The organism is Pseudomonas sp. NBRC 111140 (assembly GCF_001320885.1).
GTDB lineage: Bacteria > Pseudomonadota > Gammaproteobacteria > Pseudomonadales > Pseudomonadaceae > Aquipseudomonas > Aquipseudomonas putida_P.
In genome coordinates, this window is the sequence record NZ_BCBQ01000053.1 from 19,646 (window position 1) to 43,176 (window position 23,531).

22 protein-coding genes are annotated in these 23,531 nt (G+C 64.2%); 16 read left to right on the forward strand and 6 right to left on the reverse strand.

Going from position 1 to position 23,531, the window contains the following annotated elements; translation table 11 throughout:
• Positions 1 to 54 precede the first annotated feature (54 nt).
• Positions 55 to 1,437, reverse strand: a complete 1,383-nt coding sequence (locus APH42_RS17385; protein WP_060493860.1) for an aspartate aminotransferase family protein — start codon at positions 1,435 to 1,437, stop codon at positions 55 to 57.
• Between the two features lie 42 nt (positions 1,438 to 1,479).
• Complete coding sequence (locus APH42_RS17390) at positions 1,480 to 2,322, reverse strand: helix-turn-helix transcriptional regulator (protein WP_012272872.1); 843 nt, start codon at positions 2,320 to 2,322, stop codon at positions 1,480 to 1,482.
• Positions 2,323 to 2,603: 281 nt separating this feature from the next.
• Here APH42_RS17390 and APH42_RS17395 point away from each other — a divergent pair, with 281 nt between their 5' ends.
• Both APH42_RS17395 and APH42_RS17400 read left to right on the forward strand, forming a co-directional pair.
• A complete protein-coding gene (locus APH42_RS17395) occupies positions 2,604 to 3,998 on the forward strand; it encodes an APC family permease (RefSeq protein WP_012272873.1) in 1,395 nt (464 codons plus the stop codon).
• A gap of 118 nt (positions 3,999 to 4,116) precedes the next feature.
• Positions 4,117 to 5,697 carry an aldehyde dehydrogenase (NADP(+)) gene (locus tag APH42_RS17400; RefSeq protein ID WP_060493861.1) on the forward strand — a complete coding sequence of 527 codons (1,581 nt, stop codon included), beginning with the start codon at positions 4,117 to 4,119 and terminating at the stop codon, positions 5,695 to 5,697.
• A gap of 30 nt (positions 5,698 to 5,727) precedes the next feature.
• On the opposite strand, the gene APH42_RS17405 is transcribed toward APH42_RS17400, so the two are convergent.
• On the reverse strand, positions 5,728 to 6,594 hold the full coding sequence (locus APH42_RS17405; protein ID WP_012272875.1) for a LysR substrate-binding domain-containing protein: 867 nt from the start codon (positions 6,592 to 6,594) through the stop codon (positions 5,728 to 5,730).
• Between the two features lie 112 nt (positions 6,595 to 6,706).
• Between APH42_RS17405 and phnD the strand changes: the two genes are divergently transcribed.
• From phnD to APH42_RS17450, 9 genes are all read left to right on the forward strand, one after another.
• On the forward strand, positions 6,707 to 7,576 hold the full coding sequence (phnD, locus tag APH42_RS17410) for a phosphonate ABC transporter substrate-binding protein (protein ID WP_082421416.1): 870 nt from the start codon (positions 6,707 to 6,709) through the stop codon (positions 7,574 to 7,576).
• Entirely contained in the window at positions 7,573 to 8,373 is an 801-nt protein-coding gene (phnC, locus tag APH42_RS17415) for a phosphonate ABC transporter ATP-binding protein (RefSeq protein ID WP_060493862.1), read from the forward strand. Before phnD ends, phnC begins: the two co-directional genes overlap by 4 nt.
• On the forward strand, positions 8,370 to 9,188 hold the full coding sequence (gene phnE / locus APH42_RS17420; protein ID WP_060493863.1) for a phosphonate ABC transporter, permease protein PhnE: 819 nt from the start codon (positions 8,370 to 8,372) through the stop codon (positions 9,186 to 9,188). The genes phnC and phnE overlap by 4 nt, the downstream gene beginning before the upstream one ends.
• A 202-nt stretch (positions 9,189 to 9,390) precedes the next feature.
• The gene (psrA, locus tag APH42_RS17425) at positions 9,391 to 10,479 is read left to right on the forward strand and encodes an iron-containing alcohol dehydrogenase PsrA (protein WP_041166735.1); all 1,089 of its coding nucleotides are present in this window, start codon (positions 9,391 to 9,393) and stop codon (positions 10,477 to 10,479) included.
• A gap of 88 nt (positions 10,480 to 10,567) precedes the next feature.
• Positions 10,568 to 11,863 carry an MFS transporter gene (locus tag APH42_RS17430; protein WP_060493864.1) on the forward strand — a complete coding sequence of 432 codons (1,296 nt, stop codon included), beginning with the start codon at positions 10,568 to 10,570 and terminating at the stop codon, positions 11,861 to 11,863.
• A gap of 42 nt (positions 11,864 to 11,905) precedes the next feature.
• Complete coding sequence (locus APH42_RS17435; protein WP_012272881.1) at positions 11,906 to 12,772, forward strand: LysR substrate-binding domain-containing protein; 867 nt, start codon at positions 11,906 to 11,908, stop codon at positions 12,770 to 12,772.
• 81 nt (positions 12,773 to 12,853) lie between these two features.
• Positions 12,854 to 13,681, forward strand: a complete 828-nt coding sequence (gene phnX, locus APH42_RS17440) for a phosphonoacetaldehyde hydrolase (RefSeq protein ID WP_060493865.1) — start codon at positions 12,854 to 12,856, stop codon at positions 13,679 to 13,681.
• Between the two features lie 205 nt (positions 13,682 to 13,886).
• The gene (locus APH42_RS17445) at positions 13,887 to 15,260 is read left to right on the forward strand and encodes an 8-oxoguanine deaminase (protein WP_060493866.1); all 1,374 of its coding nucleotides are present in this window, start codon (positions 13,887 to 13,889) and stop codon (positions 15,258 to 15,260) included.
• Between the two features lie 122 nt (positions 15,261 to 15,382).
• Positions 15,383 to 16,888 (forward strand): nucleobase:cation symporter-2 family protein, encoded by a 1,506-nt coding sequence (locus tag APH42_RS17450; protein WP_060493867.1) that lies wholly within the window; start codon positions 15,383 to 15,385, stop codon positions 16,886 to 16,888.
• Positions 16,889 to 16,950: 62 nt separating this feature from the next.
• Here the strand turns inward: APH42_RS17450 and APH42_RS17455 are convergent, their stop codons facing one another.
• Positions 16,951 to 17,682, reverse strand: a complete 732-nt coding sequence (locus tag APH42_RS17455; protein WP_012272885.1) for an SDR family oxidoreductase — start codon at positions 17,680 to 17,682, stop codon at positions 16,951 to 16,953.
• 122 nt (positions 17,683 to 17,804) lie between these two features.
• Here APH42_RS17455 and APH42_RS17460 point away from each other — a divergent pair, with 122 nt between their 5' ends.
• Positions 17,805 to 18,578: a LysR family transcriptional regulator gene (locus tag APH42_RS17460; protein ID WP_060493868.1), complete on the forward strand. Its 774-nt coding sequence runs from the start codon at positions 17,805 to 17,807 to the stop codon at positions 18,576 to 18,578.
• Positions 18,579 to 18,595: 17 nt separating this feature from the next.
• Here APH42_RS17460 and APH42_RS17465 read toward each other — a convergent pair whose 3' ends face one another.
• Entirely contained in the window at positions 18,596 to 19,087 is a 492-nt protein-coding gene (locus tag APH42_RS17465) for a GNAT family N-acetyltransferase (protein WP_060493869.1), read from the reverse strand.
• 262 nt (positions 19,088 to 19,349) lie between these two features.
• Here APH42_RS17465 and APH42_RS17470 point away from each other — a divergent pair, with 262 nt between their 5' ends.
• The 4 genes from APH42_RS17470 to APH42_RS17485 all read left to right on the forward strand — a co-directional run bounded on the left by APH42_RS17470 (position 19,350) and on the right by APH42_RS17485 (position 22,849).
• Positions 19,350 to 20,420 (forward strand): ABC transporter substrate-binding protein, encoded by a 1,071-nt coding sequence (locus APH42_RS17470; RefSeq protein ID WP_060493870.1) that lies wholly within the window; start codon positions 19,350 to 19,352, stop codon positions 20,418 to 20,420.
• On the forward strand, positions 20,401 to 21,396 hold the full coding sequence (locus tag APH42_RS17475; RefSeq protein ID WP_012272889.1) for an ABC transporter permease: 996 nt from the start codon (positions 20,401 to 20,403) through the stop codon (positions 21,394 to 21,396). The genes APH42_RS17470 and APH42_RS17475 overlap by 20 nt, the downstream gene beginning before the upstream one ends.
• Complete coding sequence (locus APH42_RS17480) at positions 21,390 to 22,181, forward strand: ABC transporter ATP-binding protein (RefSeq protein ID WP_060493871.1); 792 nt, start codon at positions 21,390 to 21,392, stop codon at positions 22,179 to 22,181. The genes APH42_RS17475 and APH42_RS17480 overlap by 7 nt, the downstream gene beginning before the upstream one ends.
• A gap of 74 nt (positions 22,182 to 22,255) precedes the next feature.
• Positions 22,256 to 22,849 (forward strand): biliverdin-producing heme oxygenase, encoded by a 594-nt coding sequence (locus tag APH42_RS17485; protein WP_060493872.1) that lies wholly within the window; start codon positions 22,256 to 22,258, stop codon positions 22,847 to 22,849.
• A gap of 31 nt (positions 22,850 to 22,880) precedes the next feature.
• On the opposite strand, the gene APH42_RS17490 is transcribed toward APH42_RS17485, so the two are convergent.
• Positions 22,881 to 23,531, reverse strand: a 651-nt coding sequence (locus APH42_RS17490) for a cytochrome d ubiquinol oxidase subunit II (RefSeq protein ID WP_177336862.1), incomplete at its 5' end; no start/stop codon positions are given.

Consider the following 23,531-nt stretch of genomic DNA (forward strand, 5'->3'; position numbering starts at 1 on the left):
TGCTGGGGCGGGTTTATCCGCTCCAACAGGAAGTGTGCCGGGCTTGCGAGCGGGTTAGAGCTTGCCGACCAACCGCGCCGTGCGGTCAACGGCAATCCGGGTTTTCTCCACCAGCTCATCCAGCTCGCTGTGGTTGGCGATCAAGGCCGGCGCCATGATCATCCGGCCCAGGGTCGAACGAATGATCACCCCTTCCTCGAAACCAAAGGTGCGGCACTGCCAGGCCAGGTCGTTCTCGTTGGCAAAGCGCTTGCGCGTCGGCTTGTGCTCGGCGAACTGCAGCGCCGCCACCAACCCTGCCCCCTGCACCTGGCCGATCAACGGGTGATCGGCGAACTCCTCACGCAGGATGCGTTGCAGGTACGGCCCGGTGTCGTCCTTTACCTGGCGCACGATGCCTTCGTCGCGCAACGCTTTGAGGTTGGCAATGGCCACCGCCGCCGCCACCGGGTGGCCGGAATAGGTCAGGCCGTGGGCGAACACCCCGCCACGCTCCACCAACGCCTCGGCAATGCGCTTGCTCAGTACCAGACCGCCCATTGGCACATAGCCGCTGGTCAGGCCTTTGGCAATCGACAGGGTGTCGGGCTCGAAGCCGAAGTATTCATGGGCGAACCATTCGCCGGTGCGGCCAAAGCCACCGATCACTTCATCGGCGCACAGCAGCACGTCGTACTGGCGGCAGATGCGCTGGATTTCCGGCCAGTAGCTTTCTGGCGGGAAAATCATGCCGCCCGCGCCCTGGAACGGTTCGGCAATGAAGCCGGCAACGTTTTCGGCACCCAGCTCGAGAATTTTTTCCTCCAGTTGCAGGGCGCAGCGGCGGCCGAACTCGGCCGGGGTCAGCTCGCCACCCTCGGCGTACCAGTACGGCTCGTCGATGTGCGCCACGTCCGGAATCAGCCCACCCATTTCGTGCATGAACTTCATGCCGCCCAGCGCCGTGGCCGCCAGGGTCGAGCCGTGGTAGCCGTTCCAGCGGCCGATCATGACCTTCTTGCTGGGCTGGCCGACCACCTGCCAGTAGCGGCGCACGGTACGGATCAGCACCTCATTGGCCTCGGAGCCGGAGTTGGTGTAGATCGCGTGGCTGTAGTGCCCTGGCAGCAGGCTGAACAGCAGCTCGGACAGTTCGATCACCGCCGGGTGGGTGGTGTGGAAGAACATGTTGTAGTAGGCCAGCTGGTCCATCTGCGTGGCGGCGGCGGCAGTCAGGTCACGGCGGCCATAGCCAAGCTGGGTGCACCACAGGCCGGACATGCCATCCAGGTAGCGCTTGCCCTCGCTGTCCCACAGGTGCAGGCGCTCGCCACCGACGATCACCCGTGGCCCTTCGGCGTTCAGCGCCTTCTGGTCGAGGAAGGCATGGATGTGGTGGGCGGCATCGGCTGCCTGGTAGTCGCGGGTCTGGCGTTGCGGGGCGAAAGGCGCGTTCATTGTTGGTTTTCCTTTGCGGTGGGGTTGCAGGGTGGCTGGCACTCAGCGCAGCTTGCCCATGTAGCTTTCAAGCGGGTCCTTGCCCAGCACGCCCTGGGCATTGGCCAGCGCGTCGATGAACAGGGAGAACAGCTCGGACTGGGTACCGATGTCTAGCTTGGCGTAGACGTTCTTGCGGTGCGACTTGATGGTGTCTTCCGACACCCCCAGACGCTCGGCCAGCGACTTGGTCGAGTGACCGCGCAGAATCAGTTGGGCGATGCGGCATTCACGCTCGGTCAGCAACGAGCTGCCGAAGTTGTTCAGCGCGGCGTGGATGCGTTGCTCGAGGATGTTCTCGAAGCGCCCGGCGCGGCTGTCCAGCCCGGCAAAATGCTTGCTGAGTACCGCCAGCACCCAAGGCGTGACAAGCCCGAACAGCGTGCGGCTTTGCCCATCGAGCTTGTCGGTGAAGGCCAGCGAAACCGCCAGGCTTTGCCCGTTCGCCACCTGCAGGATGTAGTTGAGCTCATCCTCAAGGTGCGAGTGGCGGTAGAACGACTGGTAGTACTCGCTGACCTCGAAATGGTCGGGCGCCACCTCGAACAGGCCGTAACAGCCGGATTCGACCTGTTCCACGCAAGCACCGTAAAACGGGTCGAGCAGGTAGAAGCCAGACAGGTAGCGGCTGACATTGCCCTCGGGCTGCCAAGGCGCCTTGTCGTCCTGCTCGAACAGCGCGCAGGGCATGCCATCGTGCGGGTACAGGTACACCGTGGTGGCCTGGATGGGCCGGATCACACCCAGTGCGGCAAACAGGTTGGCGGCAAAGCCCGGCCGGCCGATTGCCTCGGTGACCTTGGCCTGGTGCTCGAACCAGTGTTCTGAAAGCAATTGAGTCGTCACTGTGGGCCTGCCGTTTCTTTTCAGTGGCACCGCCGCCTGTGCGGTGCGTTGTTGACCAGATACTCCCACGGCCCTGCGGACACCGAAATCACCCTTTGGGGTGAGCCGGACAAGGTCCGCCCCTGCTCACCCCAAAGGGTGATTCCGGGTGCCTGCAGGGTGTGGGAGCATCAACCCGCCCAGCGCTGCGAGCCTTTCGCTCGACCTCCTTGCACAACGCCCACCGGTAGCGAGCCTGCTCGCGTACTGCGGTGTCCTGCATCCCTTTCCAGGAGTTAGCAATGCATACAACAACAAGTACAGCCCATAGCCCCGCACATAGCCCCACCCCGCATGCACCCACACAACCCGACGCCAGCACCGGCCGCTTGCGCAAGTCCATGGGGATGACCGCCCTGGTGCTGTTCGGCCTGGCCTACATGGTGCCCCTGGCCGTATTCACCACCTACGGGCTGGTCACTCAGATGACCAAAGGGCACCTGCCCACCGCCTACCTGCTGACCCTCGCCGCCATGCTGCTGACCGCCTACAGCTATGGCCGCATGGTCCAGGCCCACCCCTACTCCGGGTCGGTCTACACCTACACGCGCAAAGCCTTCGGTAGCCACATCGGCTTCATCACCGGCTGGACATTGCTGCTTGACTACATCTTTCTACCGCTGCTCAGCTACCTGCTGATCGGCATCTATATGTCGGAATACTTCCCGGCCATCCACGCCTGGGTGTGGGTGGCCGGCTCCATAGCCCTGGTCACCTTCCTCAACCTGATCGGTATCGAGTCGATCACCCGGGTCAACTGGATCCTGGTGGTGGTGCAGCTGGTGTTCATCATCGTCTTCGTCGCCCTGTCCGTGCTCAAGCTCAGTGGGCAGGCAGAGCCGGTGTCGCTGCTGGCGCCCTTTCACCACGAAGGCTTCAGTGTGCCGCTGATCATGACCGGCGCCGCCGTGCTGTGCCTGTCGTTCCTCGGCTTCGACGCGGTGTCGACCATGGCTGAGGAAACCAGCAACCCGACCTACCGCATTCCCGTGGCGATTCTGGCCGTGTCGCTGATCGGTGGCCTGCTGTTCCTGGTAGTGTCGTACTGCGCACAGATGGTGTTCCCCGACTGGGGCAGCTTCGCCGACCCCGATTCGGCTTCGGTGGACGTGATGCGCCGGGTAGGCGGCGAGCTGCTGGTAACCGCGTTCACCGCCACCTACGTGGCCGGCTGCTTCGCCTCGGCCATGGTGTCCCAGGCCAGCGTATCGCGCGTGCTGTTCGCCATGGGCCGCGACGGCGCATTGCCGCGGGCGTTCGGCCAGCTGGCGACGAAAAAGCGCGTGCCGGCCACGGCCATCCTGGTGGTCAGCCTGGTGTCGATGATCGCCCTGGTGATCACCCTCGATACCGTCGCCAACATGATCAGCTTTGGCGCGCTGTTCGCCTTCTCGGCGGTGAACCTGGCGGTGGTCAAGCACTACCTGGTCGACCAGAAACTGCGCGGCGGCCGCAACTACCTGCTGTACGGTGCCATTCCTGGGCTGGGTTTTCTCAGCACGCTGTGGCTGTGGAGCAGCCTGACCAGCCTGTCGTTCACCATTGGCCTGTGCTGGCTGGGCATGGGCCTGGTAGTGCTGATGGGCCTGACGCGCGCATTCCGGGTGAAATTGCCGGAGTTGCAGATGGCCGAATGAGGCCGAACGTCGGGTGATAACTGGCCGTTATCACCCGATCCGTATTAATCATTATTCAGCCCCCCGTTCGCCCCCTACAGTCCAACCCCAACGACTGTCATTGCCAACGGGAGACGAAATGTCCATCGAACACCGCCTGAACCACATCGCCGGCCAACTCAGCGGCAACGGTGACGTGCTGCTGAACAGCGTCGACGCCCATACCGGTGAGCCGCTGCCCTACGCCTTCCATCAGGCGACCGGCGATGAGGTCGAGGCCGCCGTGCAGGCCGCCGAGGCCGCCTACCCGGCCTACCGCAGCACCCGCCCGGCCCAGCGCGCCGCCTTCCTCGACGCCATCGCCGACGAGCTGGACGCATTGGGTGATGACTTCATCCAGCATGTGATGCGCGAAACCGCGCTGCCCGAAGCGCGCATCCGTGGTGAACGCAGCCGCACCAGCAACCAGCTGCGCCTGTTTGCCGAAGTGGTACGCCGTGGCGACTTCTACGCCGCTCGTATCGACCGCGCCCTGCCCCAGCGCACCCCGCTGCCGCGCCCGGACCTGCGCCAGTACCGCATCGGCGTGGGCCCGGTGGCCGTGTTCGGCGCCAGCAACTTCCCCCTGGCCTTCTCCACCGCTGGCGGGGACACGGCCTCGGCGCTGGCTGCCGGCTGCCCGGTGGTGTTCAAGGCGCACAGCGGGCACATGCTCACTGCCGCCCATGTGGCCGCAGCCATCGACCGCGCGGTGGCCAGCAGCGACATGCCGGCAGGCGTTTTCAACCTGATCTACGGTGCCGGCGTGGGCGAAGCGCTGGTCAAGCACCCGGCCATCCAGGCGGTCGGTTTTACCGGTTCGCTGCGCGGTGGCCGCGCCCTGTGCGACATGGCGGCGGCACGCCCGCAACCGATTCCGGTGTTTGCCGAAATGAGCAGCATCAACCCGGTTATCGTCCTGCCCCAGGCGCTGCAAGCCCGTGGCGAGCAAGTCGCCGGCGAACTGGCCGCCTCGGTGGTGGTGGGTTGCGGGCAGTTCTGCACCAACCCAGGCCTGGTAGTGGGTATCCGGTCGGCGCAGTTCGAGCGTTTCGTGCAAACACTGCTTGCACGCATGGCAGACCAAGGCCCGCAGACCATGCTCAACGCTGGTACCCTGCGCAGCTACCAGAACGGTGTCCAGCACCTGCTGGCGCACCCAGGTATTCAGCACCTGGCCGGGCAACCACAAACCGGCAACCAGGCCCAGCCACAGCTGTTCAAGGCGGACGTAAGCCTGCTGCTGAACGGCGACCCGCTGCTGCAGGAAGAAGTGTTCGGCCCGACCACCGTGGTGGTTGAAGTGGCCGATGCGCAGCAACTGACCGAAGCACTGCGCCATCTGCAGGGCCAGCTGACGGCCACCCTGATTGCCGAACCTGACGACCTGGTCGCCTTTGCCTCGCTGGTGCCTTTGCTGGAGCGCAAGGCCGGGCGTCTGCTGCTCAACGGCTACCCGACCGGTGTGGAAGTTTCGGATGCCATGGTGCATGGCGGGCCTTACCCGGCCACCTCCGACGCACGCGGTACGTCGGTGGGCACCTTGGCGATCGACCGTTTCCTGCGGCCGGTGTGTTTCCAGAACTACCCGGATGCGCTGCTGCCGGATGCGTTGAAAAACGCTAACCCGTTGGGGATTGTGCGTTTGCTCGATGGGGTGAGCAGCCGCGAAGGGGTGTGATACCTGCCGCGTTGAACTGGCACGGCACCTTTAGCCGTGCCAGCCTTGAAGGGTGCGCTGAAACGACGCAATGACCTGGCTGCCCTGTCGCTCGGCCAGGTAGTACAGGTAGGTTTCGGTATACACCGAGTCCTGTGCGATGCGGATCACTTTCAAGCGGGGGTCGGCGATGTATTCTGCCTCGGACACCGCACCAATACCCATGCCACGAATCACCGCCTCGCGCAGCGCCTCGCGGCTGCCGATCTCCATGACGATACGCGGTGTTACCTGGGCAGCATCCAGTGCATTGTCCAACGCCAGCCGCGTAGTTGAACCTTGCTCACGGCGCAGCAACGGCTGCCCCTGCAACGCCTGCAGCAGAACCTGGTCATGACGGGCGAACGGGTGATCGGCGCGGACAAACAGGATCACCGCGTGCCTGGCATAGCGTTGTGCGACAAACGCCGGGTCATCATGCAGCCCTGCCAACACGCCGATATCGGTCACGTAGCCCTGAAGATCGGCCAGCACCGACGCCGAGTTGCCCACGCGAATCGACACGTCGATCTGTGGATACGCCTGCCGGTAGCGGTCGACCATCTCGATCACATGGAACGGCCCCACCGCACCGATCTTCAGCTCCCCCCGGTTAAGCTGGCCACTGTCGCGCAGCAGGCTGGTGGCCTCGGCTTCGAGCATCCACATCCGCTGTGCAATCGGCAACAAGGCGCGGCCAACGGCGGTCAGCTCGATGCGCCGGCCACGGCGGTGGAACAGTTCGACGTTGAATTCGCGCTCCAGCCCCTGGACCTGGTTGGTGGCGGTCGGCTGGCTGAGGCCAATGGCCCTGGCCCCGGCACTGAAGCTGGCATGCCGGGCCACGGCAAGGAACGTACGCAAGCGGGCGGTGGACATCCATAGATCCTTTGAATGGTTGGCTGGCAAAACCCATATTGAATTGATGGCGTGACTGTCACATGACAGCCCTAGTTTTGGCACTACCGACAACAACCACTCCGGTATTGCCATGACACCCCTCCCGAAACTGTTGCGCTGTGCCCGCCTTGCCCTGCTGCCACTGCTGCTCGCCCCCACCGTGCAAGCCCAGCAGGCGCTGACCGTCGGCCTGATCCCGTCGGAAGACTCCCAGGCCATGATCAAGAGCAGCCAGCAAGTGCTCGACCAGTTGCAGGCGCGCCTGGGCATGCCGGTCAAGCCGTACGTTGCCACCGACTACAACGGGGTGATCGAAGCCCTGCGCGCCGGCAAGCTGGACGTCGCCTACCTCGGCCCGTTCTCCTATGTCCTTGCCAACCAGGTAGCAGGCGCCGAAGCCTTTGCCGTGGCAGTGACCAGGAAGACCGCCAGCAGTGCCTACCACAGCCTGATCATTGCCCGCCAAGACAGCGGCATCCGCACGCTCGACGACCTCAAGGGGCATACCTTTGCCTTCGTCGACCCCAGCTCTGCCTCCGGCCACCTGTTCCCCAAGGCCGGCCTGGAGCACGCCGGGCACGCCCCGAAAGCCCTGTTCTCGCGGGTGATCTTCTCGGGGTCGCACGACGCCAGCATCCTCGCCGTGGAAAACCGCAAGGTCGATGCCGCCGCCGTGGCCGACCGCATCCTGGCCGGCGCCGTGAACAGTGGCCAGGTCAAGCAGCAGGACTTCCAGGTGGTGTGGACCTCGCCAGACATTCCCGAATCTCCGATGGTCTGGCGCAAGAACCTCGACCCCGAACTGCAGGCCAAACTGCGCGGTGCGTTTGCCGAGATCAAGGATGTACCGTGGGGTGACCAGGGCATGCTCAATGGCTTCCAGCCAACCACCGATGCTGCCTACAACGTGGTTCGCGACACGGCCAAGGTGCTCGACCTCGACCTGCGGAGCCTGAAATGATCCGCATCCGCCGACTGGCCAAGGGCTACGCCGACAACCCGGTGCTGCGCGGCATCGACCTGGACGTTCAAGCCGGTGAATTCGTGGTGATCCTTGGCCAGTCTGGTGCCGGCAAGTCCACCCTGCTGCGCTGCATGAACCGCCTGGCCAAGGCTGACAGCGGCGAGCTGCAGGTAGCCGGGGTAAACGCCATGCGCGCAGCCGATCAACGCGCCCTGCGCCGGCAAGTGGCAATGATCTTCCAGCATCACAACGTGGTGCCGCGCCTGTCGGTGCTGAAAAACGTACTGACCGGTCGCCTGGGCCACTGCAGTACCCTCACCTCGCTGCTGCAGCTGTTCCGCCGCGACGACGTGGCATTGGCCCGTGACTGCCTGCGCCGGGTGGAGCTGGAGCACAAGGCCGGCTCACGCACCGATGCGCTGTCTGGCGGGCAGATGCAGCGGGTGGGCATCGCCCGTGCGCTGGCCCAGCGGCCCCAGGTCATCCTGGCCGACGAGCCGGTGGCCAGCCTCGACCCGAATACTGCGCAGGTGGTAATGCAGTACCTGCGCGAAGCCAGCCGCACCCTCGGCATTACCGTTGTGTGCAACCTGCACCAGGTAGACCTGGCCCGGGCCTTCGCCGACCGCATCGTTGGCCTGGCCAGCGGGCGCCTGGTGTTCGATGGCCCGCCTGGGCACTTGGACGAAGCAGCCCTGCAGCGTATCTATCACACGCCCTCATCCGATGAGCCCGCAGTATCACTGGCCGTGGCCCGGCCGATGCTGACCACCGGCACAGGAGCCTCGGCATGAACCCACAAAGCCACCAATGGCTGGTCAATACACCCACCCGCGCCCGTGGCTGGCTGGGCACTGCCGCACTGCTGCTGACAGTGGTTCTGGTGTTGCAATGGAGCGCCGAAGGCGCACAACTGAGCTGGGCCGAGTTGGCCAACGGGCTACCACAGATCGGCGATTTCCTTGGCCGCTCGCTGCCGCCCGACCTGAGCATCCTGCCAAGCCTTTGGCAGCCGGCCCTGGAAACCCTGCAAATTGCCCTGTGGGGTACGTTGCTGGGGATCATCCTCGCCGTGCCACTGGGCTTTTTCGCGGCGCGCAACCTGCACGGCAACCGCTGGCTGTACCAGGCCACCCGGCAGATGCTGAACGTGATTCGTAGCATCAACGAACTGATCCTGGCCCTGGTGTTCGTCTCCGCGGTGGGGCTGGGGCCCTTCCCAGGCGTGCTGGCCCTGGCGCTGCATGGCGTGGGCATGCTCGGCAAGTTCTTTGCCGAAAGCATCGAGGAGATCGACCAAGGGCCAATTGAAGCGCTGCAGGCGACCGGTGCACGGCCACTGCAGGTGATCGCTTTCGGCGTACTACCACAGGTGATCACGGCCTGGATCGCCGTGGTGCTGTACCGCTTCGAGGTGAACCTGCGTTCGGCCACGGTACTGGGTATGGTCGGTGCCGGTGGCCTGGGCTTCGAGCTGGTCAGCAGCCTGAAACTGTTCAAGTACCAGGAAACCGCCACCTGCATCCTGGTCATCACCGTGATGGTGGTATTGGCCGACCTGGCCTCCAACCGCCTGCGCCATGCAATTCAGGGCAACGCCCGCCACTGATCCACAGCCCTACCCTCGGCACAAGCAACCTGCCACGTGCGCCCGCTGGGCGCGCGACGGGCAAACCATGCCTGGAGTTCCCGCAATGCCCGCACGTCCCGTTATCGGCCTGGCCGATAGCACCCTGCAATCAATCGATTGGAACGAAAACCGCCAGCCGTCGAGCATGGCCGCACCTTCCAACAACAATAAGGAACTGCCTATGCCTGCCTGCTTCCACAACCCGGTCACCACCGTTTTCGGCGGTGGCAGCCTGGACCAGATCGCCGAACACTGCCCTGGCAAGGTCGCCTTGGTTACCTTTCCCGAAGCTGCGCAGCTCGGCCTGCTGGCCAGGGTGCGCAGCCTGTTGGGCGAGCGCCTGGTGTGCGTGATAGACAACGTCCAACCCAACCCCGATGTCGCCTGGCTGCGTGGCGTGCACGAAGCCTTCTGGGCCCAGCACGGCGATTGCGATACGGTGCTGGCATTGGGGGGTGGCAGCGCCATCGATACCGCCAAGGCACTGATCGTCGGTACCGCTTCAGGCCGATTCGACGAACTGCTTGACCTGCTGGCCAGTGGCAAACCGTTTGTTCCGCCCCGGCACAAGACCCTGGTAGCCGCGCCAACCACGGCCGGCACCGGCAGCGAGGTGACGCCTTGGGCCACCCTGTGGGACGCCGGCCAGCAGAAGAAGTACTCGCTGCACCTGCCCTGCACCTGGCCCAGCGTTGCATTGATCGACCCGCAGCTGATGCTCAGTGTGCCGGCTGCCGTAACCGTGTCCACCGGGCTGGATGCCCTGTCCCACGCGCTGGAGTCGATCTGGAACCACAACGCCAACCCACTCTCCGACACCTTCGCGCTGTCGGCCATCGAGGACATCCTCGACTGCCTGCCACGCCTGCAACAAGACCTTGGCAACCCCGAACTGCGCGCACGCATGGCCTTGGCCGCACTGAAGGCTGGGTTGGCCTTTTCCAACACCAAGACCGCGCTGGCCCATTCCATTTCCTACGAAATGACCTTGCGCCACGGCCTGCCCCACGGCATTGCCTGCTCGTTCACCCTGCCGCTGGTGCTGGGCCTGGCCTGGGGCCGTGATGCCGGGCGCGACCAGACCCTGCAAAAGGCGTTCGGCCACGACCTCGCGGCAGCGCAACAGCGCTTGCGGGCGTTTCTTCACCGCCTGGGCGTGCGCACCGAGTTCGAAGATTACGGCGTGACAGCCGCCGAGGCCGAGGCGATGATCGACGCCGCCCTGCAGGGCGCCCGCGGGCGCAATTTCATCGGCGCGCAAGCCGCCTGATCTTCTGCGTTTTTCCTGTAGCACCTTTCAAGAGTGCCGACTCGCCGAGCCCCATGGGCCGGCGCCAGAGAACAAAAAGGAAACCGTCATGAACCGCGCACAAACCCTGACTGGCGCAATGCCCAGCACCCTGCCGTTTCGCCTTGCGCAATGGCGCATGCTGCTGGCCGCGATGTTCTGCTACTTGTTCTTCTACACCGGGCGGCAAACCTTCGGCTTCGCCATCCCCGGGATCCAGGCCGAGTTCGGCCTGAGCAAGGAAACCCTCGGCTGGGCCTCCACCGCCATGCTGTGGATGTATGCCGTTGGCCAAGCCATCAATGGCAACCTCGCCGACAAGTTCGGCGGCCGACGCATCATGAGCATCGGCGCCGTGTTGTCGTGCGGCGCCAACTGGGTCACCAGCTTTGCTGGCGGTTTTCTCAGCCTGATCCTGCCGTGGGGCGTCAACGGTTATTTCCAGGCCCTGGGCTGGGCGCCCGGCAGCCGCCTGCTTTCAAACTGGTGGGGCGCTGCCGAGCGCGGCAAGGTGTATGGCTTCTATGTGTTCGCCGCTGGCTGCGCATCGGTGCTGTCGTATGTGACCTCGGTGGTGGTGATCGATGTGCTGCACCTGGAGTGGCGCTGGATTTTCCGCTTGCCTGTGCTGCTGATGCTGGCCGGTGGCATCGTCTTCTACCTGGTGGCGCGGGAGCGCCCGCAAGACATGGGTTACCCGGCGCTGGACGACACTGGCGTGGCCAACGCCGAAGACCGTGCCAACGAGGCCAGCCTGGGCGGTGAAGAAACCTCGCGCCAACGTTACCTGGCCGTGCTGAAAAACCCGCGCCTGCTGGTGGCAGCGGTGTCATTGGGCTTCCAGAACGCCGCGCGGTACGGCTTGATCGTCTGGGTTCCCGTGCATTTCCTGGGTGCCAACTGGCAGAAAGGCGACAGTTTCATCGACCCGAAATGGATCACCATCGCCTTGCCGGTAGGCATGGCCGTTGGCGCGCTGAGCAATGGCTGGGTGTCGGACAAACTGTTCGGCAGCAAACGTTACCTGGCGATCATGCTGTACATGGTGCTGGGCGCGCTCACCAGCCTGTGGATGTGGAGCCTGCCAGCGCACAGCGCGGTTGGCCTGCTGGCGCTGTTCCTCTGCGGTTTCTTCGTCTACGGCCCGGCATCGAGCTTCTGGGCGCTGTGCCCGGACCTGGTCGGCGCGCGTCGCGCCGGCACCGCCACCGGCATCATGAATTTCGCCTCGTACCTGTTCGCCGGGCTGGCAGAGCCGCTGATCGGACGTATGCTCGACACCACCGGCAACACCTCGCTGATTTTCATCGTGGTCACCAGCGCCTGCGCCTGCAGTGCCCTGGTCGCCCTGTTCGTACGCCGCTGAGGGTGCCTGCCATGTCGTCCATGCCATTGCCAAAGAGGTGTCATGTACCAGTACCACAAGTGGTTGCGCTCATTTCATGCGGTGGCGCGCACCGGCAGTTTCACCCAGGCCGCCGAGTTGCTGAGCATCGGCCAGCCAACCATCAGCGAGCAGGTCAGTGGCCTGGAAAAGCGCTTTTGCGTGGAACTGTTCCACCGTCGAGGGCGCTTTATCGAGCTCAGCCCGGCAGGCCGCCAGCTGTACGAAATTACCCAGGGCCTGTTCGGCCAGGAGGACGAAGCGCTGCAACTGTTGCAGAGCTTCCAGCAGCGCAAGCAAGGCATGTTGCGCATCGGGGCGGTGTCGCCGCCGATTGCCATGAGCCTGACCTACGAGCTGATGCAGCGCTACCCGCAGATCGAGCTGGAAACCTCGTTCAGCAGCGAAGCCGGCACGCTGGAGCGGCTGTACAACTTCGACATAGACCTGGCCATCCTCGCCCTGTCGGAGTTCGACCAGCGCCTGAGCACGCGGCTTTACCGCACTTGCCCGATTCTGGCGGTGGTGCGCGACGACCACCCGTGGGCGCGGCAGGCGAGTGTCAGCGTCAAGGACATTGCCGGCCAGCGGGTGGTATTGCGCGAAGCGGCATCGCGCACCCGGCAACTGGTCGAAGAAGGCTGCCGCCAGCATGGCGTGACACTGGATTGCGCGATGCAGTTGAACAGCCGCGAGGCCATCGTGCATGCGGTGGTGCATGGTATTGGCGTGGGCTTTGTCTCGGCAGTGGAGTACGCCGACCGCCCCGGCACGCGCTCCATCGCCTTTGCCGAAGACCCGTTCCACATCCATTACTACCTGTGCTGCCTGGGCATCCGCCGTAACCGGGCGATCATCGCCGAGCTGTTCGACGCGCTCAACGCGCACTGATGCCCCCATGACCACCGCGAGCCTGCCAGTGTGCCGGGCGGGCCGCGCGCACCCTGAGTTCTTACCCACTGGAGTTTTGCCATGCACTATCAGCAACCCAAGCAACTGCAAGCCGCCATTCTCGACTGGGCCGGCACCGTGGTGGATTTCGGCTCGTTTGCCCCCACCCAGATCTTTGTCGAGGCCTTTGCCGAGTTCGGCGTGCAGGTCAGCCTGGAAGAAGCCCGCGGGCCCATGGGGATGGGCAAGTGGGACCACATTCGCACCCTGTGCAATGTGCCGGCCATCGCTGCGCGTTACCACGCCGCCTTCGGCCACACGCCAAGCGACGACGATGTAACAGCCATCTACGAGCGCTTCATGCCCTTGCAGATCGAGAAGATCGCCGACCATTCGGCGCTGATCCCCGGAGCGCTGGAGGCCATCGCCCAGATGCGCCAACAGGGGCTGAAAATTGGCTCGTGCTCGGGTTACCCGGCGGTGGTGATGGAAAAGGTAGTGGCCCTGGCCTTGCGCAATGGCTACAGCGCCGACCACGTGGTGGCAACCGACGAGGTACCCAATGGCCGCCCCTACCCCGCGCAGGCACTGGCCAACGTGGTCGCCCTGGGGGTGAGCGACGTGGCAGCTTGCGTCAAGGTCGACGACACCTGGCCGGGCATTCTCGAAGGGCGCAGCGCCGGGATGTGGACCGTGGCCCTGACCTGCTCAGGCAACGCGCTTGGGCTCACCCATGAGCAGTACAAGGCCCTGCCCGAAGCGGAACTGGAACAGCAACGCCAGCGCATCGGCAGCCTGTTCGAAGGGTCGCGACCGCATTACCTGATCGACACCATCGCCGAGCTACCCGGGGTAATCGCCGATATCAACGCCCGCCTGGCGCGCGGGGAAATGCCCCAGAGCCGTTGAGACCTAAGCTGCGCGGTCAACCCCGCACCCACAAGGATTGCGCCGGCCTTCAGGGTTGTGCAACGCCCTTGTGGGCGCGGGCTTGCCCGCGAAGAGGCCAGCACAGGCCCAGCAAAGCTGTATACAATCAGCAAAAAGCTTGATTACAATGCCCTGCGCCTATGACATCGGTAATCGCCGATGCGTATTGCGGCAGGCTTACGCCATGTCACCTACAACCCCTGCAAAAACGCTACTCGTCAAAAACGCCGCTCTGTTGGTCACCATGGACGGCCAACGCCGCGAGATCAAGAACGGCGGCCTGTTCATCGAAGACAACCTGATCAAACAGGTCGGCCCCAGCGATACCCTGCCACAACAAGCCGACGTCGTCCTCGACATGGCCGGCAAAGTGGTCATCCCTGGCCTGGTCAACACCCACCACCACATGTACCAGAGCCTCACCCGCGTGGTACCGGCGGCCCAGGACGGCGAACTGTTCAACTGGCTGACCAACCTGTACCCGATCTGGGCACGCCTGACCCCCGAAATGATCGCGGTGTCGACCCAGACCGCCATGGCCGAACTGATCCTCTCCGGCTGCACCACCTCCAGCGACCACCTGTACATCTACCCCAACGGTTGCAAGCTCGATGACAGCATCCACGCTGCCGCCGAGATCGGCATGCGCTTCCACGCCGCACGCGGCAGCATGAGCGTGGGCCAGAGCCAGGGCGGCTTGCCACCCGACTCGGTGGTGGAAAAGGAAGCCGACATCCTCAAGGAGTCGCAACGCCTGATCGAGGACTACCACGACGCCAGCCACGGCTCGATGCGCCGCATCGTGGTCGCGCCGTGCTCGCCGTTCTCGGTCAGCCGTGACTTGATGCGTGAAGCTGCCGTGCTGGCGCGCCAGTACGGGGTGTCGCTGCACACCCACCTGGCCGAAAACGTCAACGACATCGCCTACAGCCGCGAAAAGTTCGGCATGACCCCTGCCGAATACGCCGAAGACCTCGGCTGGGTCGGCCACGATGTCTGGCATGCCCACTGTGTACAGCTCGACCAGCATGGCATCGAGCTGTTCGCCCGCACCGGCACCGGCGTTGCCCACTGCCCATGCTCGAACATGCGCCTGGCCTCGGGTATCGCCCCGGTGCGCAAGATGCGCGACCACGGCGTACCGGTGGGCCTGGGGGTCGATGGCTCGGCGTCCAACGACGGCGCCAGCATGATCGGTGAAGTGCGCCAGGCCTTGCTGCTCCAGCGGGTGGGCTTCGGCCCCGACGCCATGACCGCACGCGAAGCCCTGGAAATCGCCACCCTCGGCGGCGCCAAGGTGCTCAACCGCAATGACATCGGCGCCCTGGCCCCCGGCATGGTCGCCGACTTCGTCGCGTTCGACCTGGGCCACGTGGCCTATGCCGGCGGCCACCACGACCCGCTGGCAGCGCTGGTGTTCTGCACGCCAACCCAAGTGCACACCAGCGTGATCAACGGCCGTGTGGTGGTGAAGGATGGCCAGCTGGCCACCGTCGACCTGCCACGCGTGCTGGAGCGCCACAACCAGCTGGCACACCAGTTGGTCAGCGGCGCGTGATGCACCCGGGCTGCTGCGCCCCAAGCCGGGCGCAGCAGCCCATTCCTGCCTGTTCTTTTCTCAACGAATGCGACTGAGACCGTGCTGTTAGACGCATAAAATAACAAAGCGAGCTACTCACCATGACTTCTCCCGCTTCACCTCGTCCAGAAGACGAGAACCTCGGCGTGGGCGCCAACCTGGCTTACGGCCTGCAGCATGTACTGACCATGTATGGCGGCATGATCGCCGTGCCGCTGATCATCGGCCAAGCCGCCGGCCTCAGCGCTGGCGACGTTGGCCTGCTGATCGCCGCGTCGCTGTTCGCCGGCGGCCTGGCAACGCTGCTGCAGACCTTGGGCATTCCCTTCTTCGGCTGCCGCCTGCCACTGGTCCAAGGGGTGTCCTTCGCCAGCGTCGCCACCATGGTCGCGATCATCGGCAATGACGGTATCGGGGGCATGCAGGTGGTGTTCGGCGCAGTGATCGTGTCATCGCTGGTCGGCCTGCTGATCACCCCGCTGTTCTCACGCATCATCAAGTACTTTCCGCCATTGGTGACCGGCATCGTCATCACCACCATCGGCCTGACCTTGATGCCGGTGACCGCGCGCTGGGCCATGGGCGGCAACAGCCAGGCCGCCGACTTCGGCAGCCCGGCTAACATTGGCCTGGCCGCGTTCACCCTGGCCTCGGTACTGCTGCTGAGCAAGCTGGGCAGTGCCAGCCTGTCGCGCCTGTCGATCCTGCTGGCGATCGTGATCGGCACGCTGGCGGCGATGGCCACCGGCATGGCGGATTTCTCCCAGGCACTGCAAGGGCCGTGGATGGCCATGCCCGAGGTGCTGCACTTCGGTGCGCCGCAGTTCCAGGTGGCGGCGATTCTGTCCATGCTTATCGTCATCGTGGTGACCATGGTCGAGACCTCGGCCGACATCCTGGCGGTGGGTGAAATCATCGGCACCCCGGTCGACTCCAAGCGACTGGGCAATGGCCTGCGCGCCGACATGATTTCCAGCGCCCTGGCGCCGCTGTTCGGCTCGTTCACGCAAAGTGCCTTTGCGCAGAACGTCGGCCTGGTGGCCGTGACCGGGGTGAAGAGCCGCTACGTGGTGGCCAGCGCCGGGCTGATCCTGGTGACCCTGGGGCTGCTGCCGGTGATGGGCCGGCTGGTCGCCGCGGTGCCTACAGCGGTGCTCGGTGGCGCCGGGCTGGTGCTGTTCGGCACGGTCGCGGCCAGCGGCATCCGCACCCTGGCCCAGGTGGACTACCGCAACAACATGAACCTGATCATTGTCGCCACCTCGATCGGCTTTGGCATGATCCCGATCGCAGCGCCAGGCTTCTATCACCACTTCCCGGCCTGGTTCGAGACCATCTTCCACTCGGGCATCAGCTCGGCGGCGATCATGGCGATTCTGCTCAACCTGCTGTTCAACCACCTGCGCGCTGGCAACTCCGATCAACAGTCGGTGTTCGTCGCGGCCAGCGAGCGCACCCTGCGCTACCGGGACATCGCCGGGTTGAATGAAGGCGATGTGTTCCGTGATGGCAAGCTGTATGACCGGGACGGCAACGAAGTGCCGATCATGGAGGCTGATGAGGGGCACTTCAAAACGGGTAAGACGTCAGTGGCGCACATGCACTGACACTGCTCCTCTATAGGCTGGCGCGGTCTCCTGGAGGAAACCGCGCCAGTCGATCGGGTCGGTTATTGCTGCTGACGGGTAGCGCACACCACAATTTCGCGAATGCACACCGATTGCGGTTGGCCATAGGCAAAGCCGATGGTCTCGGCAATGGTCTGCGCCGTCAGCACCCCGCCCATTTCCTGCTTCCAGTCGTTGTAGCCCGCCTTGATGGCGTCATCGGTTGTGTGGCTGAGCAGTTCGGTGTCGACAGCGCCCGGCTCGATGGTGATCACCCGCACGTTACTCGGTGCCAGTTCTTCGCGCAGGTTTTCCGACAGGCCTGTAACGGCGAACTTGGTACCGACATAGGCGACATGGTTGGGGAAGGCCTTGCGCCCGGCCACGGAGCTGACGTTGATGATGGTGCCGTGCTTGCGCTCGACCATGCCGCCGGCCACGGCATGGATGCCGTTGAGCAGCCCACGCACGTTCACGTCGAGCATGCGGTCCCACTGCTCTGGGTCCTGTGTGGCGATTGCGCCCAGCAGCATTACACCGGCATTGTTGATGATCGCGTCGACCGGGCCAAAGCGTGCCTCGGCCTCGGCAACGGCAGCCAGCACAGCCGCGCGGTCAGTCACATCGACCGGCAGCGCCAGCGTGTTGGGCAACTGCAGTTGTTGCATCGGCGCCAGGCGGCGAGACAGCAGCAACAGTGCATGGCCGCGGCTGGACAGCAGCTTGGCGGTGGCCAGGCCAATGCCGGAGCTGGCACCGGTAATTACCACCAGCGGTTTATGGGTGTTGGTCATGGTCGCCATCCTGTTATCCAATTTGCCTATGGGTAAGAAGTAGAGCGAGTATAGAAGCCAGTTTTTCTGCCGAAAAATGGGAAATTCCTTTCGCAACCATCGGCATCACTTATGGGTAACCCATGGATTATCGCCAGCTCCGTGCTTTCATCGCCGTGTTCGAAGAGCGCAACATCACCGCCGCCGCACGTTCGATACACCTTAGCCAACCGGCGCTGTCTGGCAGTATCAAGGCACTGGAAGAAGCCTTGGGCACCACGCTGTTCGTGCGCCAGGCCCGTGGCGTGGACGTGACCGAAGATGCCCGCGCGCTGTACCCCGAGGCGCAACGGATGGTCGCCGATGCCAACCGCCTGCTGGGGCGTTTCAAGGGTGATCGTGAACGTTCACCGTTGCAGGTTGGCGTCGAGCAGGATGTAAGCAAAGCGGTGCTGGCCAAGCTTGTGCTGGCGGCGGCGGCCATCCAGCCCCCAGTGCGCCTGCAATTGGTAACCGGCTGCATGGGCGAGGTGCGGCTGGCCAGCGAAGAGCAGCGCTGTGAAGATGAGTTGTTCTTGCCGCTGCACAGCGACCCGTTCGTGCTGGCCCTTGCAACCCAGGCAAGCGCTGCCGAGCACTGGATTACCTGCCCTGCGCAGCCGAGCCATCAGCGCCTGCTGCCGTTCTACAGCGTGAACCCGGTAGCAGAAGCCGATAGCTTTGTGTTGGCCCTGGAATTGGTCGCCGCCGGGCTGGGCGCTGCAATCGTGCCGCAGTCACTGGCCGCCGAGCATCCTGGCGTGCGCTGGCAACCCATGCCCCAACTGGACCTGCGTCGACGCATCGGCCTGTGCTACTCAGCCCAGGCGCTGGCGCTCGATGGCGTCATGCAACTGCGCGATGCCTTGCAGTGTTGAGTTGCCTTGAGTGGCACTCACAGGGACATGATCATCTCATGCCACGCCATACCGCCGTGGTCCGATGGCGACGGCTTCACGTACTGGTAGCCAAGCTTCTGGTACAAGGGCACATGCTGCTCCTTGCACATCAGGTGAATGGTCTGCTTGCCCGCCGCCTGCATGCGTGCGATGAACGCGTCCATCAATAGCTTGGCGTAGCCTTTGCCCTGGTGCGCCGGGTCTACCACCACCGACATGATCACCACGTTCGGCGCTGCCGGGTCATGGCCGACCAGTTCCTTGAACGCTTCGTCGGACATCACCACGTCGTGGGCGCAGCCGCTGTTGATGAAACCGACGATCTCGCCGTCACGTTCCAGCAACAGGAAGCCTTGCGGGTACTGCGCGATACGCGTGCGGATTTTTTCCAGCGTGGCCGCCTCATCCCCCTCATAGGCGCCAATTTCGATGGCGTAGCAGCGCTCGGCATCTGCGGGAATGGGGGTGCGAAACTGGGGGGCGCTCATGGCAGGTTTCCTAGGGCAAGGTGAAGGCAGCCAGCATGATAAATGAGCATCGACCTTGCGCTCCATCGTCGCGAACCGAGCAGGTCGCGACAGCTCAGCGCAATAAATGCATTTTTTGCATATTAAGTTATATCTAAATTGAATTTTATTATTATGCAGAAAGCCTTTACTGTCTAAGCCACTCAGCCGGCCTTGAGCTGCCGGTTTCTCGCACGCTACCCGACCACGTGGTGCCTGCCCCCTGATCGCACATGGAGGCGCCATGCCCATTGCTTCATTCAACCGCCGTCAACTGCTGGCGTTGGCCGGCACCGCCACGGCGGCAACCTTGTTCGGCCGCTTGGCCTTCGCCGACAGCAGCCACGCCGGCCACAGCGAGCACGCCGTACAACCCGTCGGCAGTGGCCTGGACCTGGAGAGCAACCGCTGGGTGCTGCCCGAACCGCGCAAGGTCAGGCTGGCGACCAACCTCAATGCCGTGTGCCTGGCACCGGTGGCCGTAGCCGACAGCCAAGGCATTTTCAAACGCCACAACCTGGATGTGGAATTCGTCAACTTCGGTAACTCCACCGAGGTGCTGCTGGAGTCGATGGCCACCGGCAAGGCCGATGCCGCCACCGGCATGGCACTGCGCTGGCTGAAAGCGCTGGAACAGGGCTTCGATGTCAAACTGACCGCAGGCACCCATGGCGGCTGCCTGCGTCTGTTGACCCTGGACGGCGGCCCGCAGGACTTCGCGGCCTTGAAAGGCACCACCATCGGCGTTACCGACATGGCGGCAGCGGACAAGAACTTCTTCTCGCTGATGCTCAAGCGCCATGGCGTCGACCCGGTGCGCGACGTGACCTGGCGGGTCTACCCCATCGATCTGCTCAGCGTTGCCCTGCAAAAGGGCGAGATCCAGGCTGCCAGCGGTTCGGACCCGCTCATGTACCGGGTCAAGCAGCAGCCAGGGTTCCGCGAGCTGGCGACCAATATGGTCGAGGAATACGCCAACATGAGCTGCTGCGTGGTCGGCGTCAGCGGCCAGCTGGCGCGCAATGACACCCCGGTCGCTGCCGCCATCACTCACTCGATTCTGCAGGCCCATGCGTGGGCATCGCGTAACCCCGACGCGGTGGCCGAAGAATTCCTCAAGTTCGCCATCAACACCTCCAAGGAAGAAGTACGCGCCATCCTCACCGAACACACCCACGGTTATTACTCGGTGGGTAACTCCTTCGTGAAGGAAATTGCCGTGTACGCCCGTGACCTGAAGAACATCGAGGTACTGCGCCCACGCACCGACCCGCTGGAATTCGCGGAGAGCATCCATGCCAACGTATTCGCTTGAGCAAAGCCGAACCGCCAAAGCACCCGCCATCGCCGTATGGCGTGGCGGCCTGCTGGCGGCACTGGCCTGGGTCGCCTTCGCGCTGTTCACCCAGTTCTACCCGGACGGTGGCAAACCTTGGCCATTCACCCGCGAACTGGCATTGGCGGGCGCAGTGGCCGGCGGGCTGCTGGCGCTGCTCGCACTGTTGCCGGGGGTGTTTACCCGCAGCGTCGCTCGGTTGCGGCCGGCCGCTGCGTGGCTGGTCGCCTTGCCCTTGTTGCTTGGCCTGTGGCTGCTGGTCACAGCCAAGGTGGTATTGCTGCCGGTACCGTTTTTCGCGCCGCCCCAGGCGCTGATCGAAGTGTTCGTCGATGACTGGTCGCGGCTTGGCGAAAGCCTGCTGCATTCGCTGTGGCTGCTGCTCAACGGTGTAGTCATCGGCGGTGCGGCCGGTTTCATCGCCGGCGTGGCGATTGGCTGGTCGCACCGGATCGGCTACTGGGTACACCCGGTGCTGCGCATCCTCGGGCCGGTGCCGTCCACGGCGCTGCTGCCAATCTGCTTTTTCTTCTTCCCTTCCAGCTGGAGCGCCAGCGTGTTCCTGATAGCCCTTGCCACCTGGTTCCCGGTCACGGTGCTGACCTGGTCCGGGGTGGCCAGCGTGGACAAGGCTTATTACGAAGTGGCGCGCACCCTGGGTGCCAGCGGGCGCTTCCTGGTCTGGCGGGTGGCGATCCCCGCTGCCCTGCCCCATGTGTTCGTCGGCCTGTTCATGGGCCTGGGGGCTTCGTTCTCGGTGCTGGTTGTGGCCGAGATGATGGGGGTCAAGGCCGGCCTTGGCTGGTACCTGCAATGGGCGCAGGGCTGGGCTGCCTACGCCAACATGTATGCAGCGCTGCTGGTGATGGCATTGCTGTGCTCGGGGCTGATCACGCTGTTGTTCCTGGTGCGTGACCGGGTGCTGGCCTGGCAAAAGGGAGCAGTGAAATGGTGAGTGGCGTACAAGCGGTGCTGGCCCAGGACACCGGCATGGCGCTGGATATCCGTGGGCTGAGCCACGCCTTTGATTTGGGCAGTGAGCGCCTGCCCGTACTGGACAAGGTCGACCTGCAGTTGGCGCCTGGTGAGAGCGTGGCGCTGCTTGGCCCGTCCGGTTGCGGCAAGTCCACCCTGCTGCGCCTGGTTGCCGGGCTGGAAACAACGCAAAGTGGTAGCTTGCTGGCGGACGGCCAGGCCATTGTTGCCCCACACCACTCGCGCGTGCTGGTGTTCCAGGACCCGACGCTGTACCCATGGCGCAGCGTGTGGGACAACGTCGCCCTCGGCCTGCAAGCCCGTGGCCAGCTGAAGGCCCAGCGCCATCGGGTGGACGAGACCTTGCACAAGGTCGGCCTGCTGCAGTTTCGTGATGCCTACCCGCGCCAGTTGTCGGGCGGTATGGCCCAGCGTGTGGCATTGGCCCGAGCGCTGATCAACGAACCTCGGCTGCTGCTGCTCGATGAGCCATTGGGCAAGCTCGACTCGCTGACCCGCATTGCCATGCAGGGCGAGCTGATCCGCCTGTGGCAGCAGCAAGGCTACAGTTCGTTGCTGGTGACCCATGATGTCGAAGAGGCGCTGTTGCTGTGTGACCGGGTGCTGGTGTTTTCGCCACGGCCAGCGCGGGTGCTGGCCGAGCTGAAGGTCGAGCGGGGTTACCCGCGGCATCGAGATGACCCACGGTTGCTGGAGTTGCGCCAGCATGCGATGGAATTACTGGGCCAAGGGCGGGATTGGTGAACGAGGTGATACTTGCTGCGTACCAGGGAAGGCAAGCATGATGGAGGCATTGCCCTGTTGCCACGGATACGCCAATGACCGCTGCCCTCTCCCCCTCTACGGAGCCAAGCCGCTGCAAACGCCTCAAGGCCGCCAGCAGCCGGGACCATGACAGTGTCGATCAACTGGTGATGGCGGCGCGGCCTTTTGAAAACCGCGAGCGGTATGGCCGCTTTCTGCAGGTGCAGCACCGCTTTCATGGCAGCCTGCTGGCGCTGTATCAGGATGAACAGCTCAACCAGCGCCTGCCGGGGTTGGTTGAGCTGTCGCATTTTGCGGCGGTCGAGGGCGACCTACTCGATTTGGGCCTGCCGCTGCCAACGCCCCCTCGACAAATACGTGCCAGCCCGGCCCAGGCCCTGGGCTGGCTGTATTGCAGTGAAGGGTCGAACCTGGGGGCAGCGTTCCTGTTCAAGCACACCCAGCGCCTGGGGCTGGACGGTGACCAGGGCGCCCGCCACCTGGCAGCGCACCCGGATGGCCGGGCGCTGCATTGGCGCGCATTTGTTGCCAGGCTGGATGCCCTGGTGCTGGGTGAGCAGGAAGAAGCAGAGGTAGTGACAGGGGTGATTGCTGCGTTCGACAGTTATCGGGCACACCTGCGCGAGGTGTTCGCGCAGGATCGCTAGCCGTGTGGGAGGTGGGTTTACCCGCAACGGCTCAATGATAGGCCTCGCCGTCCTTCACCTTGCCGCGGAACACATAATACGACCAGGCCGAATACCCCAGGATGAACGGGATGATCAGCAACGCCCCGACCAGCGCGAAGCCCAGGCTCTGCGGTGGCGCCGCCGCCTCCCAGATGGTCAGGCTGGGCGGGAGTACGTAAGGCCAGATGCTGATCACCAACCCGGTGAAACCGAGGAACACCAGCAGCAGCGACCAGACGAAAGGCCCGGCATGGGGTGCGCCACGCAGCGATTTGAGAATCGCCCAGGTGGCCACCAGCACCAGCACCGGTACCGGCAGGAAGAACCAGAAGTTGGGCAGGCTGAACCAACGTTCGAAGATCGCCGGATGCGTCAGCGGGGTCCAGATGCTGACAATCAGCATGGCCGCCACCGTCGCCAGGGTGATCGGTGTACAGGCTCGAATGATGCTTGCCTGTAGCCGGCCTTCGGTCTTCAGTACCAGCCAGGTGGCGCCCAGCAGCGCATAGGCCACCACCACCCCAACCCCGCAGAACACGTTGAACGGCGTAAGCCAGCTCATCAGGCCATTGGTGGCCACCCCGTCGACGATCGAGTGCCCCTCGATGAACGCCCCCAGCATCACCCCCTGGAAGAACGCCGCAGCGTACGACCCGGCCAT